This is a genomic window from Rhizobium sp. NZLR10 (assembly GCF_019685125.1).
In the GTDB taxonomy this organism is placed as follows: domain Bacteria; phylum Pseudomonadota; class Alphaproteobacteria; order Rhizobiales; family Rhizobiaceae; genus Rhizobium.
The window spans coordinates 63,200-76,223 of the sequence record NZ_JABDWE010000024.1 but is presented as its reverse complement, the minus strand read 5'-3'; the positions used below and the strand labels follow the sequence as shown (position 1 = coordinate 76,223).

Below are 13,024 nucleotides of genomic sequence, written 5' to 3'. Positions count from 1 at the left end.
GCATGCCCCTGATCAACCTCCCCGAATTTGCCAACGATCTGCTGGCCGAATTTACCGCCCGCAACACCGAGCGCATCGACACGCCGGTGATCCAGCCGGCCGAACCCTTTCTCGATATCGCCGGCGAGGACCTGCGCCGCCGCATCTTCATGACGGAGAGCGAAACCGGGGCGAGCCTCTGCCTGCGTCCCGAATTCACCATCCCCGTCTGCCTGCGCCATATCGAGACGGCAACCGGCACGCCGAAGCGTTACGCCTATCTCGGCGAGGTTTTCCGTCAGCGCCGCGACGGCGCCAATGAATTCTATCAGGCCGGCATCGAAGATCTCGGCGATATCAACCTGTCCGGCGCCGACGCCCGCGCCATCGGCGATGCCACCGGCATTCTCGCCCGCCTGCTGCCGGGCCGGCGCCTGTCGGTGACATTAGGCGACCAGGCGGTGTTCGAAGCCGTCGTCCAGGCGCTCGGCCTGCCGCTCGGCTGGCAGAAGCGCCTGATCCACGCCTTCGGCAACATGACGCAGCTGGAAGCCCTGCTTGCCGGCCTCGTCAGCCCGCAATTCGTCACCGGGCTGGACGACGATATTGCCAAGCTTGTCGCGTCAGGCGATGAGCAGGCGCTGGTCGCCCATATCGAGCAGGAAATGCAGACCACGGGTTATTCGGCCAATGCCGGCCGCTCGCCGCTGGAAATTGCCCGGCGGCTCAAGGAAAAGCTCATCCTCTCCGAAACGCGTCTCGACGACGCGGCCTTCCATGTGCTGGAGGAGTTCCTGTCGCTCCACGTGCCGCTCGTCAATGCGTCCGCGGCCCTGGCCGGTTTCGCCGATGCGGCCGGCCTGAAACTCGGCAACGCACTATCCCGCTTCAACGGCCGCGTTGCCGCCCTTGCCAATGCCGGTGTCGACCTCTCTTGCGTTGACTACCGCGCCGCCTTCGGACGGCCGCTCGATTATTACACCGGCCTCGTCTTCGAGGTGACGGCGGAAGGCTCGGCGGCGGTTCTGGCCGGTGGTGGCCGCTTCGACCGGCTGCTGACCTTCCTCGGCGCAACGGACCGCATTCCGGCCGTCGGCTTCTCCTTCTGGCTCGACCGCATCGAAACCGAAAGGGCAGCTGAATGACCATCACCATCGCGCTTCCCTCCAAGGGCCGGATGAAGGACGATGCTTCGGCAATCTTCGAGCGGGCCGGCATGCCGATCGCAGCTGTCGGCAACGACCGCTCCTATCGCGGCCGCGTCGAAGGCTGGGACGATGTCGAAATCGCCTTTCTCTCGGCCTCCGAAATCTCCCGCGAGCTCGGCAACGGCACTGTCGATTTCGGCGTCACCGGTGAAGATCTGATGCGGGAAGGGTTTGCCGAAGTCGACAAGCGGGTCGAATTCTGCGCCCGGCTCGGCTTCGGCCATGCCGATGTCGTCGTCGCCGTGCCGGAGATCTGGCTGGATGTCGAGACCATGGCCGATCTCGTCGATGTCGCCGCCGATTTCCGTGCCCGCCATGGTCGGCGCCTTGCCATCGCCACCAAATACTGGCGGCTGACCCAGCAGTTCTTTTCGAGCCAGCACGGCATCCAGCTTTATCGCATCGTCGAAAGTCTCGGCGCCACCGAGGGGGCTCCGGCGTCCGGCTCGGCCGATATCATCGTCGACATCACCTCCACCGGCTCGACGCTGCGCGCCAACCGCCTGAAGGTGCTTCAGGACGGCGTCATCCTGCATTCGCAGGCCTGCCTCGTGCGCGCCCGCAGGGAAAGCCATGCGGACGAACCGGTCGTGCAGGCAATCATCGACGCGGTGCGCGCCGCCCTCTGATCTCCAGGCATAAGAAAAACCCGCCGTCGGATGTGACGGCGGGGTTCTCTATGTCTGGGAGGATGTCTGCTTGTTCAGGCGGCCGCGTAGGCGCCGCGGCGGGCGTCGAGCGAGTAAGCGCCTGCGCCGTTGGTGGCGAGCATGATATAGGCGCCGGCGAGCGTGACGTTCTTCATGAAGTTGACGAAGTTCAGGGCGTTGATCCAGCCGTTGGCAGCGGCCGGGAAATCAGGAACGTTGACCGGCGAAAGGTGGAAGACGACGCCGGTGAACACACAGAACACGGCGAGCAGCCAGCCGACGATGCGGACCTGAAAGCCGACGAGCACGGCGAGACCGGTTGCAAGTTCGAACAGGCCGGCGAGATAGGTGAGCGCCGTGGAAGCGGGCAGACCTGCACCGGCGATCATGCCGGCGGTCGAAGCCGGATCGGTCAGCTTGCCGAAGCCGGCGAAGATGAACATGAAGGAAAGCAGGATACGGGCAATCAGGGTAATGACGTTGTTCGACATGGACGTTGTCTCCGTTTGACTGGTTCTGGAGATCTTGGTGCCCCGGCACCGTGTGGACCTCTGATGCCTCCTATGTCGCTCATTTCTCCCATTGTGGAAAGATAAACGAACGGGGACACTTTGTTCAATAATATAGAACGATGCCCTACAGGCGGCCGCTTGCCTTTGCCGCGTCCGGTCTCTTATGGTCGGCGCCCAACAAGGAGAATCCGATGGCAGATCTGTCCGCATTTCCGATCACGGCGCGCTGGCCGGCGAAAAATTCCGACATCATCCAGCTTTATTCGCTGCAGACGCCGAATGGGGTGAAGGTATCAGTCGCGCTCGAGGAGCTCGGCCTTGCCTACGAGGCGCATTATATTTCCTTCGCAGCCAACGAGCAGAAGTCGCCGGAATTCGAATCTCTCAACCCGAACGGCCGCATTCCGGCGATCATCGATCCGAACGGGCCGGATGGTAAGCCGATCGGCCTGTTCGAATCCGGCGCCATCCTGCTTTATCTCGCCGAAAAAACCGGCAAGCTCATTCCTGAAGACGCCGCTGGCCGCTACGAGTGCATCCAATGGGTGTTTTTCCAAATGGCCGGCATCGGCCCGATGTTCGGCCAGTTCGGACATTTCTACAAGTTCGCCGCCGACAAGGTCGCCAATAATTCCTATCCGGTGGAGCGCTATCGCGACGAGTCCAAACGGCTGCTCGGCGTGCTCGAAGACCGGCTGAAGGGTCGGCAGTGGATCATGGGCGACCAGTATACGATTGCCGACATCACCACCTTCACCTGGGTTCGCGGCGCCGATATCTTCTATGGCGGCCGCGAGGTTCTCGACTATGCGAAATTCCCCGCCGTCATGGACTGGCTGCAGCGCTGCATCGCCCGCCCGGCCAGCGAGAAGGGGCTCAACATTCCGGTCAAGCCGGAGTGACGAACAGGCCGCCGCAAAGCAGAAAGGCCGCCCATCGGGACGGCCTTGGTGTTCTACCCCCGGCCTCTATCGGTGGCTTGCAATCTGCCTTGCGCCTTCAAGCTTGAAGCGCGGAAAGATGAAGACGCCGACCATGCTGCCGCTGTATTTCTCTTCGAGCCCGTTCGACTCGCCCATGCAGAACAGCGGCTGGCGCAAGCCGTTCGGCATGATGATCGTCGTCGAAAAACAGAAGGAGGAGCAGCGTGTCGCCGCCTGCTCGAACAGTTCCAAGATGTGGCCGCGGTCCTTGGTATCGTAGCAGCGGATCAGGCTTAGGAGCCCGCATTCCTGTGCGGAGAGGCCGTGCAGCATCGCGCTCCATTCGCCGAGACGTAACATGCCGCTCGACAAATCTCCGGTCCAGGCTTCGGAAATCGAAAACTGCGCCACGATCTCGTCATTTTGATTGTGGTGCTCAAGCGAGCCGGGTGTCAAAGGTACGGCTGCATTGGCTTTGGCGATCTTAAACAAGGCGTTCCCCCGTTCGCATGCAGCTCCTCCGCCGCACGCTCGGTAAACACAAAAACAGGATCACGCAGCAGCAGGCATGATGCCCGTGCTTTTACCTGCGATCGTTGCCGCGGCCATCGGGCCTGCGGAACGTCAAGGATCGACTCTCGCGCCCGCTTGGTGGGCGCACTTCAATTGCAGCGCGGATTTATAGGAGCTTTTGAACAAACGGCAACGGCTTTTTAAGGGGTGTTCGGATCGGCATTTTTCCTGGGATGCCGGCATCCTCAGCCTATCCAGCGGGGAAGCGGCGCCGAAACATCAATTTTGCGGGCTTTGGATGCGGTTCCACTCGACATGAGGTGAGAAAGGGCGCCGCAACGCCGCAATCTCCCGCCAAGACCAGAGGCTTGAAAAAGCGCGGCAACGCAAGCCTCGCGAAAGCTTCCCGGGCGGGAGCGGGCGACGCGCCATGAAATTGCGCACAACGGACCGAATCGCCGGAGACGGGAAATGCGCGCAAAAGAAAAGGGCGACCCGAGGGCCGCCCTTCCTGTTCCGGAGACCGGAATGATGGCAGTGCAGGCTTTCGCCTATCACATCATGTCCATTCCGCCCGTTCAGCGCGCTTGACGCGCTGACCCATTTTAGATGATGGGCGGTTTCATGAACGATGCTGTGAAGGCCGTAGGCCTATCACATCATGTCCATTCCGCCCATGCCGCCCATGCCGCCCGGCATGCCGCCGCCAGCCGAGTCTTTCTTCGGCAGTTCGGCGATCATGGCTTCGGTGGTGATCAGCAGCGATGCGACAGAAGCAGCGTTCTGCAGCGCCGTGCGGACAACCTTGAGCGGGTCGACGATACCCATGGCGATCATGTCGCCATATTCGGATGTCTGGGCGTTGTAGCCGTAGTTGTCTTCGTTCTTGTCGAGGACCTTGCCGACAACGATCGAGGCTTCGTCGCCTGCGTTTTCAGCGATCTGACGAACGAGCGACTGCAGGGCGCGGCGAACGATGTTGATGCCGGCTTCCTGGTCGTCGTTTGCACCCTTGACGGTGATCTTCGTGGAAGAGCGCAGCAGAGCGATACCGCCGCCGGGGACGATACCTTCCTGAACGGCAGCGCGCGTCGCGTTGAGCGCGTCGTCGATGCGGTCCTTCTTTTCCTTCACTTCAACTTCCGTCGAGCCGCCGACGCGGATGACGGCGACGCCGCCGGCGAGCTTGGCAAGACGTTCCTGCAGCTTCTCGCGGTCGTAGTCGGAGGTGGTTTCTTCGATCTGAGCCTTGATCTGGGCAACACGGCCTTCGATGTCGGACTTGGCGCCCGAACCGTCGACGATCGTGGTGTTTTCCTTGGAGATCGAAACCTTCTTCGCACGGCCGAGCATGTCGAGCGTGACGGATTCGAGCTTGATGCCGAGGTCTTCGGAGATCACGGTGCCGCCGGTCAGGATGGCGATGTCTTCGAGCATGGCCTTGCGGCGGTCGCCGAAGCCAGGAGCCTTGACGGCAGCGATCTTGAGGCCGCCGCGCAGCTTGTTGACGACGAGCGTTGCGAGGGCTTCGCCTTCGACGTCTTCAGCGATGATCAGGAGCGGCTTGCCGGTCTGAACGACAGCTTCGAGAACCGGAAGCATCGACTGCAGGTTCGAGAGCTTCTTCTCGTGAAGGAGAATGAAGACGTCTTCGAGGTCGGCGATCATCTTTTCCGGGTTGGTCACGAAGTAGGGGCTGAGGTAGCCGCGGTCGAACTGCATGCCTTCGACGACTTCGAGTTCGGTTTCGGCGGTCTTGGCTTCTTCAACCGTGATGACGCCTTCGTTGCCGACCTTCTGCATGGCTTCAGCAATGTCGAGACCGACCTGCTTGTCGCCGTTTGCGGAAATCGTGCCGACCTGTGCAACTTCTTCCGAAGTGGAGATCTTCTTGGCCTTGGCCTGGAGATCCTTCACGACGTCAGCAACAGCGAGGTCGATGCCGCGCTTCAGGTCCATCGGGTTCATGCCGGCTGCAACAGCCTTGTTGCCTTCGCGAACGATCGCCTGGGCAAGAACAGTTGCGGTCGTGGTGCCGTCACCGGCGATGTCGTTGGTCTTCGAAGCAACTTCGCGGACCATCTGTGCGCCCATGTTTTCGAACTTGTCTTCGAGTTCGATTTCCTTGGCGACGGAAACGCCGTCCTTGGTGATGCGCGGAGCGCCGAAGGACTTGTCGATGATGACGTTACGGCCCTTCGGGCCGAGCGTTACCTTGACTGCATCGGCGAGAATGTCGACGCCACGCAGCATTTTTTCGCGCGCGGTGCGACCAAACTTGATTTCTTTAGATGCCATGATTGAAACTCCTCATTTCGAGTGTCCGGGTTCTGGACCCGTCGGCTACGTCGGAAGGCCAGCGGCTGATCAGCCGATGATGCCCATAATGTCGGCTTCCTTCATGATCAGAAGGTCTTCGCCGTCGATCTTGACTTCGGTGCCGGACCACTTGCCGAACAGAATGCGGTCGCCAGCCTTGACGTCGAGTGCGACGACCTTGCCGGACTCATCGCGCGCGCCGGAACCGACGGCGACGATTTCGCCTTCCTGCGGCTTTTCCTTGGCGGTATCGGGAATGATGATGCCACCCTTGGTCTTGGCTTCGGACTCAACGCGGCGAACAACGACGCGGTCGTGAAGGGGGCGGAAGTTGGTGCTTGCCATTGTCTAATCCCTCGATCGAATGACATTCGCGGGCCGGAGCGGCCCACATGGATAGATGTTAGCACTCCCTTGCGGTGAGTGCTAGCGACGAGCATTTAGGGATGGCTCCGAAAGGAGTCAATGAGAGCAATCACGAATTTTTGTGCCGGAATTGTGAAGAGGCGGAAGAATTGCGGAGATTGCCGCCGAAACCGGCGCGGCGGGTCGACGGCGAAGAAAATGCCTTGCCATCGCCTTGCGCCTTTGCAATGTCACCGGTGACTGCAGCAAATCGGGAAATCGGAATGGCCAGGCGGATAGAAAACTTCTCGGAGATAACAGGTCATTACGACGTGGTGCTCTGCGATGTCTGGGGCGTCGTTCACAATGGCGTCGATCCGTTTCCGAAGGCAGCCGCAGCCCTTGAGGCGGCGCGCGCCAACGGCGTCGTCGTCGTCCTCATCACCAATTCGCCGCGCCTTTCCTGGCAGGTGGTCGAGCAGTTGCGCCAGATCGGCGTTCCCGACGGCGCCTATGATAGGATCGTCACCTCCGGCGACGTCACGCGCCGGCTGATCGCCGAAGGGCCGAAGACGGTCTTTCTGCTCGGCCCCGAGCGCGACAAGGCGCTTCTCGAAGGCATCGGCGTCGAGCGCAAGCCGGCGGGCGAAGCGCAATCGCTCGTCTGCACCGGCTTTTTCGACGACGAGACTGAGAAGCCGGAGGATTACACCGACATGCTTCTGGAATTCAAAGCCCGCGAGGTGCCGATGATCTGCGCCAATCCCGACCTCGTCGTCGAGCGTGGTCACCGCATCATCCCCTGCGCCGGTGCCATGGCCGCCTATTATGAGCAGCTTGGCGGCAGCACCCGCATCGCCGGAAAACCGCACCGGCCGATCTATGAGGCGACGCTGGCCGCTGCCCGCGAGCTTCGCGGCGATTTCTCGGTCGACCGCGTGCTGGCGATCGGCGACGGCATGCCGACCGATGTGCGCGGCGCCTTGAATTACGGCCTCGACCTTCTCTACATCAGCGGCGGTATCCACGCCAAGGAATACACCCTGAACGGCGAGACCGACGAGGCGATCCTCAACGCCTATCTCGATCGGGAAAAAGCCGCGCCGAAGTGGTGGATGCCACGCCTTGCATAAAGAGAAGCCAGCCGATGACCGTCTTCCACCGCAATGAAACCCGGGAACCCTTGCCTGCCCATCTAAAGGGCGGCGTCATTGCCATCGGCAATTTCGACGGCGTGCACCGTGGCCACCAATCGGTGCTCAGCCGCGCGCTCGAAATCTCCAGGGCCCGCGGTATCCCCGCTTTGGTGCTGACGTTCGAGCCGCATCCGCGCACGGTCTTCCGGCCTGAGACACCGGTCTTCCGCCTGACGCCCGCACCATTGAAGGCCCGCATCCTGGAAACGCTCGGTTTCGGCGCCGTCATCGAATATCCCTTCGATTATGAGTTTTCGCAGCGCTCGGCCGATGATTTCATCCATTCGATCCTCAAGGATTGGCTCGGCGCCTCAGAGGTCGTCACCGGCTTCGATTTCCATTTCGGCCGCGGCCGCGAGGGCGGTCCGGCCTTCCTGATGAATGCCGGCCAGACCTATGGCTTCGGCGTCACCCTGATCGACGCCTTCCGCGACGAAAACGCCGACGTCGTCTCTTCGAGCCATATCCGCGCGCTTTTAAGCGACGGCAATGTCAGCGAAGTCGCCGGCATGCTGGGCTATCATTATACGGTTGAGGCCGAGGTGATCGACGGCGAAAAGCTCGGCCGGCAGCTCGGGTTTCCCACCGCCAACATGCGCCTGCCGCCGGAGGTCGAACTCGCCGCCGGTATCTACGCCGTCCGCTTCCGCCGCCAGGACGGCACGCTGCACGACGCCGTCGCAAGCTACGGCCGCCGCCCGACGGTTACGGAAAACGGTGCACCGTTGCTCGAAACCTACCTTTTCGATTTCAGTGGCGATCTCTACGGCCAGCGCTGCGCCGTCTCCTTCTTCGGCTATATCAGACCGGAGCTGAAATTCGACGGCCTCGATCCGCTGGTCGCCCAGATCAAGCGCGACGAGGAGGAGGCGAGGGCGCTGCTTTCCGGTGTGAAACCGCTGGGCGAACTCGACCGGAAGCTTTGTTTTTCCTGACGTCGCCGTGAGCGTGGCGGCAGCGGGGAGACCAGCGATTCCTGCCACCGATGCCGATGGCGCAACCGCGAATTCTGCTCTTCCTTTTCCAGGCAAAAACGCCTATGAACCGCCGCTATGACGAAATTTCGGCTGGCGATGACGATGCGAATTATCGGCCCGGCCTTCCGCGCGCGCTAAGCGGCCGGAAGGTCCGGGTTTTTGGCGCTTGGATACAAGCGCTTCCGTCACCAGCTTTTTCACGCCCGTTGCGCCCCTTCCTGGGCCGCCAGAAACGATTGTCCGATATGACCGACACAGCCGAAAAGATCGACTATTCGAAGACCCTCTATTTGCCCGAAACCGATTTCCCCATGCGCGCCGGCCTGCCGCAGAAGGAGCCGGAGCTGGTCAAACGCTGGCAGGAGATGGGTCTCTACAAGAAATTGCGCGCTTCGGCCGCCGGCCGCGAAAAGTTCGTGCTTCACGACGGCCCGCCCTATGCCAATGGCAACATCCATATCGGCCACGCGCTGAACAAGATCCTCAAGGATGTCATCAACCGCTCGTTCCAGATGCGCGGTTACGACGCCAATTACGTGCCCGGCTGGGATTGCCACGGCCTGCCGATCGAATGGAAGATCGAAGAGAAGTACCGCGAGAAGGGAAAGAACAAGGACGAGGTCCCGGTCAACGAATTCCGCCGCGAATGCCGTGAGTTTGCCACCGGCTGGATCAAGACCCAGGCCGAAGAGTTCAAGCGTCTCGGCATCGAAGGCGACTTCGACAATCCCTATACGACGATGAACTTCCACGCGGAAGCGCGCATCGCCGGCGAACTCCTGAAGATCGCCGCAAGCGGCCAGCTTTATCGCGGCTCCAAGCCGATCATGTGGTCGGTCGTCGAGCGCACGGCGCTGGCCGAGGCCGAAGTCGAATACCAGGATTACGAGAGCGACACGATCTGGGTGAAATTCCCCGTTGTCGAAGGTCCGGCTGCGCTCAAGGATGCGTTCGTGGTCATCTGGACGACCACGCCCTGGACGATCCCCGGCAACCGCGCGATCTCTTTTTCCGCACGTGTCTCCTACGGTCTCTACGAGGTAACGGCTGCCGAGAACGATTTTGGTCCGCGTCCCGGCGAAAAGCTGATCTTTGCCGACAAGCTGGCTGAGGAATCCTTCGCCAAGTCCAAGCTGCAGTACAAGCGCCTGGGCGATGTCTCTGCGGCCGACTTCGCAGCGATGGCCTGTGCCCATCCCTTCAAGGGTCTGGACGGAGGCTATGAATTCGCCGTGCCATTGCTTGATGGCGATCACGTCACCGATGATGCCGGCACCGGTTTCGTGCACACGGCACCCAGCCACGGCCGCGAAGACTTCGATGCCTGGATGTCGGCCGTCCGCACGCTGGAGGCTCGTGGCATCGACTCCAAAATCCCGTTCCCGGTCGACGACGGCGGCTTCTACACATCGGATGCCCCCGGCCTCGAGGGCGCACGCGTCATCGACGATAACGGCAAGAAGGGCGATGCCAACGACCGCGTCATCAAGGAACTGATCGCCCGCGGCGCGCTCTTTGCCCGCGGCCGGCTGAAGCATCAGTATCCGCATTCCTGGCGCTCGAAGAAGCCGGTGATCTTCCGCAACACGCCGCAATGGTTCGTCCATATGGACAAGACCCTTGCCGACGGCACGACGCTGCGTTCGCGCGCTCTCGGTGCGATCGACGACACCCGCTTCGTGCCCGCCGCCGGCCAGAACCGCCTGCGCGCCATGATCGAAGGCCGCCCGGACTGGGTTCTTTCTCGTCAAAGAGCATGGGGCGTACCGATCGCCGTCTTTGCCGACGAGCAGGGCGAGGTCCTCGTCGACGAAGCCGTCAGCGCCCGCATCCTCGACGCCTTCGAACAGGAGGGCGCCGACGCCTGGTTTGCCGAAGGCGCCAAGGAGCGCTTCCTCGGCAACGATCATGACCATGCCCGCTGGACGCAGGTCATGGATATCCTCGATGTCTGGTTCGATTCTGGCTCGACGCACACCTTCACGCTCGAAGACCGCCCGGACCTGAAGTGGCCGGCCGACCTTTATCTCGAGGGTTCCGACCAGCATCGCGGCTGGTTCCATTCGTCACTGCTGGAATCGGCGGCCACCCGTGGCCGCGCCCCTTATAACGCCGTCCTTACCCATGGCTTCACCATGGACGAGAAGGGCGAAAAGATGTCGAAGTCGAAGGGCAATGTCACCGCGCCGCAGGAAGTGATGAAGGACGCCGGCGCCGACATCCTGCGCCTCTGGGTCATGACCTCGGACTATGCCGACGACCTGCGCGTCGGCAAGACGATCATCCAGACCAATGTCGATGCCTATCGCAAGCTGCGCAACACCATCCGCTGGATGCTCGGCACGCTCGCCCACGACACGGGCGAGGAGATCGAGTTTGCCGATCTGCCGGAGCTGGAGCAGTTAATGTTGCACCGGCTTGCCGAACTCGACGAGCTGGTGCGCGAAAACTACGATGCCTTCGATTTCAAGAAGATCGCCCGCGCACTGATCGATTTCGCCAATGTCGAGCTGTCGGCCTTCTATTTCGATGTCCGCAAGGATGCGCTCTACTGCGACGCGCCATCGAGCCTGCGCCGGCGCGCCAGCCTGCACGTCATCCGTCAGATTTTCGATTGCATGGTGACCTGGCTTGCCCCGATGCTGCCCTTCACCACCGAAGAGGCCTGGCTGTCGCGCAATCCGTCCGCCGTTTCCGTGCATCTGGAGCAATTTGCCCCGGTTGCAAAGGAATGGCGTAACGATGCCCTGGCCGAGAAGTGGAAGAAGATCCGCACGGTCCGCTCGGTTGTCACAGGCGCGCTGGAAATCGAGCGCAAGGACAAGCGCATCGGCTCCTCGCTGGAAGCGGCGCCGGTCGTCCACATCGCCGATCCGGAATTGCTGAAGGCGCTGGAAGGCCAGGACTTCACCGAAGTCTGCATCACCTCGGCAATCGAGGTCAGGGCCGGCGAAGGCCCGGCTGAAGCTTTCCGCCTGGCCGAAGTGCCTGAGGTTAGCGTCGTGCCGAAGCTTGCAGAGGGTGAGAAATGCGCCCGCTCCTGGCGGATCACCAGGGACGTCGGTTCCGATCCCGAATATCCCGACGTCTCGGCCCGTGATGCTGCAGCCCTTCGCGAGCTTGCGCTGCTCGCGTGAAGAATATTGCCGGGTGAATTGCGTTTTCGCGGTTCATCCGGTAAAAGCTGCCTGAAAATGGCCGGATTTTTGCGTCAGGGGGACGGTTGTCCGGTTGGGCAACGATTGCACCGGTGGCTGGAAGGGTTTTCATGTTCGCAACGCATTGGTTCCGTATGGGCGCCTGCCTGTCTGTCGTCATGGCGGGATGCTCCCTGGTCTCCAGCTGCGCCAGCAGCCCGACCTACGGCACCGACAAGACTGCCATGGAGCAATTGACCGACGATCTCGGACAGTCCGTGTCGCTGACCGGGCCCGACCCGAAGAACAAGGGCGTCAAGTACACGCCGCGCCCGACGCTGGTACTGCCGGCCCAGGCGCAGAAGGAAACCCTCGTTGCGCCGCAGCAGACGGTCGCCAACAAGGACAATCCGCAATGGATTGAATCGCCGGAGGAAACGCGCGCCCGCCTCGTCGGGGAAGCAGACGCGAACTCCGACAATCCGAACTACCGCTCGCCGCTCGCCAGCTCGGCAATCGAAGGCGGACGGCGCACGACGGAAGCGCAGACCAAGGCCTATCGTGAAGCCCGCGCCCTGCAGAAGGGCTCCTATATCGATCAGCGCCGCTATATTTCCGATCCGCCGCCGGGCTACCGCACCGTCGACGATCCGGCAAAGCTCGACGATGTCGGCGAGCCCGAGCTCAAGAAGCAGAAAAAGCGCAAGAAGGATGCGGCGGTCGCCAACACCGGCAAGCAGTGGTGGAACCTCCTGCAATAGCGGCCTTTGAGCGTTTGAAAAGACGCGCGGCGCTGTAAAGATTACGGCGCCTCTCTCTTTTGCGAAAAGAATCGTCTTAGGATGTCGGCCGATTGCACCTCGTTGAAGCCGGAATAAACCTCCGGAGCGTGGTGACAGGTGGGCTGCGCATAAAATCGCACGCCATTGTCGACGCCGCCGCCCTTCGGGTCTTCGGCGCCGTAATAGAGCCTGCGGATACGCGCAAACGAGATGGCTGCCGCGCACATGGTGCAAGGCTCGAGCGTCACATAGAGATCGGCGCCGACGAGACGCTCCTGTCCGAGCGTTTCGCAGGCAAGCCGGATCGCAGCGATTTCGGCATGCGCGGTCACGTCTTTAAGCTCGCGCGTGCGGTTTCCCGCCTGGGAAATGGCGATATCGTCGATAACGATGACGGCGCCGATCGGCACCTCGCCGCGTTCTCCGGCGGCACGCGCTTCTTCAAGCGCCATCTCCATGAAACGATTTGTCTTCACGATCGCA

Annotated in this window: 12 protein-coding genes; 7 read left to right on the top strand and 5 right to left on the bottom strand. The window is 61.7% G+C overall.

The genetic code is table 11. The features are described from left to right. Positions 1 to 2 precede the first annotated feature (2 nt). Together HJB82_RS28495 and hisG are read left to right on the top strand one after the other, a co-directional pair. Entirely contained in the window at positions 3 to 1,124 is a 1,122-nt protein-coding gene (locus tag HJB82_RS28495) for an ATP phosphoribosyltransferase regulatory subunit (RefSeq protein WP_221117568.1), read from the top strand. Then, positions 1,121 to 1,816, top strand: coding sequence for an ATP phosphoribosyltransferase (gene hisG, locus HJB82_RS28490; RefSeq protein ID WP_221131108.1), 696 nt, complete (start codon positions 1,121 to 1,123; stop codon positions 1,814 to 1,816). Before HJB82_RS28495 ends, hisG begins: the two co-directional genes overlap by 4 nt. A gap of 74 nt (positions 1,817 to 1,890) precedes the next feature. Here hisG and HJB82_RS28485 read toward each other — a convergent pair whose 3' ends face one another. Continuing rightward, positions 1,891 to 2,328 (bottom strand): DoxX family protein, encoded by a 438-nt coding sequence (locus HJB82_RS28485; protein ID WP_209887339.1) that lies wholly within the window; start codon positions 2,326 to 2,328, stop codon positions 1,891 to 1,893. 212 nt (positions 2,329 to 2,540) lie between these two features. Here HJB82_RS28485 and HJB82_RS28480 point away from each other — a divergent pair, with 212 nt between their 5' ends. Continuing rightward, the gene (locus tag HJB82_RS28480) at positions 2,541 to 3,251 is read left to right on the top strand and encodes a glutathione binding-like protein (RefSeq protein ID WP_221117566.1); all 711 of its coding nucleotides are present in this window, start codon (positions 2,541 to 2,543) and stop codon (positions 3,249 to 3,251) included. Between the two features lie 66 nt (positions 3,252 to 3,317). Here the strand turns inward: HJB82_RS28480 and HJB82_RS28475 are convergent, their stop codons facing one another. From HJB82_RS28475 to groES, 3 genes are all read right to left on the bottom strand, one after another. Then, on the bottom strand, positions 3,318 to 3,764 hold the full coding sequence (locus tag HJB82_RS28475) for a hypothetical protein (RefSeq protein ID WP_207583095.1): 447 nt from the start codon (positions 3,762 to 3,764) through the stop codon (positions 3,318 to 3,320). Positions 3,765 to 4,439: 675 nt separating this feature from the next. Then, positions 4,440 to 6,083 carry a chaperonin GroEL gene (gene groL / locus HJB82_RS28470; protein ID WP_207583096.1) on the bottom strand — a complete coding sequence of 548 codons (1,644 nt, stop codon included), beginning with the start codon at positions 6,081 to 6,083 and terminating at the stop codon, positions 4,440 to 4,442. 69 nt (positions 6,084 to 6,152) lie between these two features. Then, the gene (gene groES, locus HJB82_RS28465) at positions 6,153 to 6,449 is read right to left on the bottom strand and encodes a co-chaperone GroES (RefSeq protein WP_003545797.1); all 297 of its coding nucleotides are present in this window, start codon (positions 6,447 to 6,449) and stop codon (positions 6,153 to 6,155) included. Between the two features lie 284 nt (positions 6,450 to 6,733). Here groES and HJB82_RS28460 point away from each other — a divergent pair, with 284 nt between their 5' ends. The 4 genes from HJB82_RS28460 to HJB82_RS28445 all read left to right on the top strand — a co-directional run bounded on the left by HJB82_RS28460 (position 6,734) and on the right by HJB82_RS28445 (position 12,520). Next, a complete protein-coding gene (locus tag HJB82_RS28460) occupies positions 6,734 to 7,582 on the top strand; it encodes a TIGR01459 family HAD-type hydrolase (protein WP_207583097.1) in 849 nt (282 codons plus the stop codon). Positions 7,583 to 7,596: 14 nt separating this feature from the next. Next, complete coding sequence (locus HJB82_RS28455; protein WP_207583098.1) at positions 7,597 to 8,580, top strand: bifunctional riboflavin kinase/FAD synthetase; 984 nt, start codon at positions 7,597 to 7,599, stop codon at positions 8,578 to 8,580. Between the two features lie 287 nt (positions 8,581 to 8,867). Next, on the top strand, positions 8,868 to 11,759 hold the full coding sequence (ileS, locus tag HJB82_RS28450; RefSeq protein ID WP_207583099.1) for an isoleucine--tRNA ligase: 2,892 nt from the start codon (positions 8,868 to 8,870) through the stop codon (positions 11,757 to 11,759). 131 nt (positions 11,760 to 11,890) lie between these two features. Then, on the top strand, positions 11,891 to 12,520 hold the full coding sequence (locus tag HJB82_RS28445) for a hypothetical protein (protein WP_207583100.1): 630 nt from the start codon (positions 11,891 to 11,893) through the stop codon (positions 12,518 to 12,520). A gap of 41 nt (positions 12,521 to 12,561) precedes the next feature. Here HJB82_RS28445 and HJB82_RS28440 read toward each other — a convergent pair whose 3' ends face one another. Next, positions 12,562 to 12,999: a nucleoside deaminase gene (locus HJB82_RS28440; protein WP_207584258.1), complete on the bottom strand. Its 438-nt coding sequence runs from the start codon at positions 12,997 to 12,999 to the stop codon at positions 12,562 to 12,564. Positions 13,000 to 13,024 lie beyond the last annotated feature (25 nt).

Excerpts from the sequence above, each read along its gene's own strand:
- ileS (WP_207583099.1), top strand. The coding sequence starts at position 8,868 with ATGACCGACACAGCCGAAAAGATCGACTATTCGAAGACCCTCTATTTG.
- HJB82_RS28480 (WP_221117566.1), top strand. The coding sequence starts at position 2,541 with ATGGCAGATCTGTCCGCATTTCCGATCACGGCGCGCTGGCCGGCGAAA.
- HJB82_RS28445 (WP_207583100.1), top strand. The coding sequence starts at position 11,891 with ATGTTCGCAACGCATTGGTTCCGTATGGGCGCCTGCCTGTCTGTCGTC.
- HJB82_RS28440 (WP_207584258.1), bottom strand. The coding sequence starts at position 12,999 with ATGGAGATGGCGCTTGAAGAAGCGCGTGCCGCCGGAGAACGCGGCGAG.
- HJB82_RS28495 (WP_221117568.1), top strand. The coding sequence starts at position 3 with ATGCCCCTGATCAACCTCCCCGAATTTGCCAACGATCTGCTGGCCGAA.
- hisG (WP_221131108.1), top strand. The coding sequence starts at position 1,121 with ATGACCATCACCATCGCGCTTCCCTCCAAGGGCCGGATGAAGGACGAT.
- HJB82_RS28485 (WP_209887339.1), bottom strand. The coding sequence starts at position 2,328 with ATGTCGAACAACGTCATTACCCTGATTGCCCGTATCCTGCTTTCCTTC.
- groES (WP_003545797.1), bottom strand. The coding sequence starts at position 6,449 with ATGGCAAGCACCAACTTCCGCCCCCTTCACGACCGCGTCGTTGTTCGC.
- groL (WP_207583096.1), bottom strand. The coding sequence starts at position 6,083 with ATGGCATCTAAAGAAATCAAGTTTGGTCGCACCGCGCGCGAAAAAATG.
- HJB82_RS28460 (WP_207583097.1), top strand. The coding sequence starts at position 6,734 with ATGGCCAGGCGGATAGAAAACTTCTCGGAGATAACAGGTCATTACGAC.
- HJB82_RS28455 (WP_207583098.1), top strand. The coding sequence starts at position 7,597 with ATGACCGTCTTCCACCGCAATGAAACCCGGGAACCCTTGCCTGCCCAT.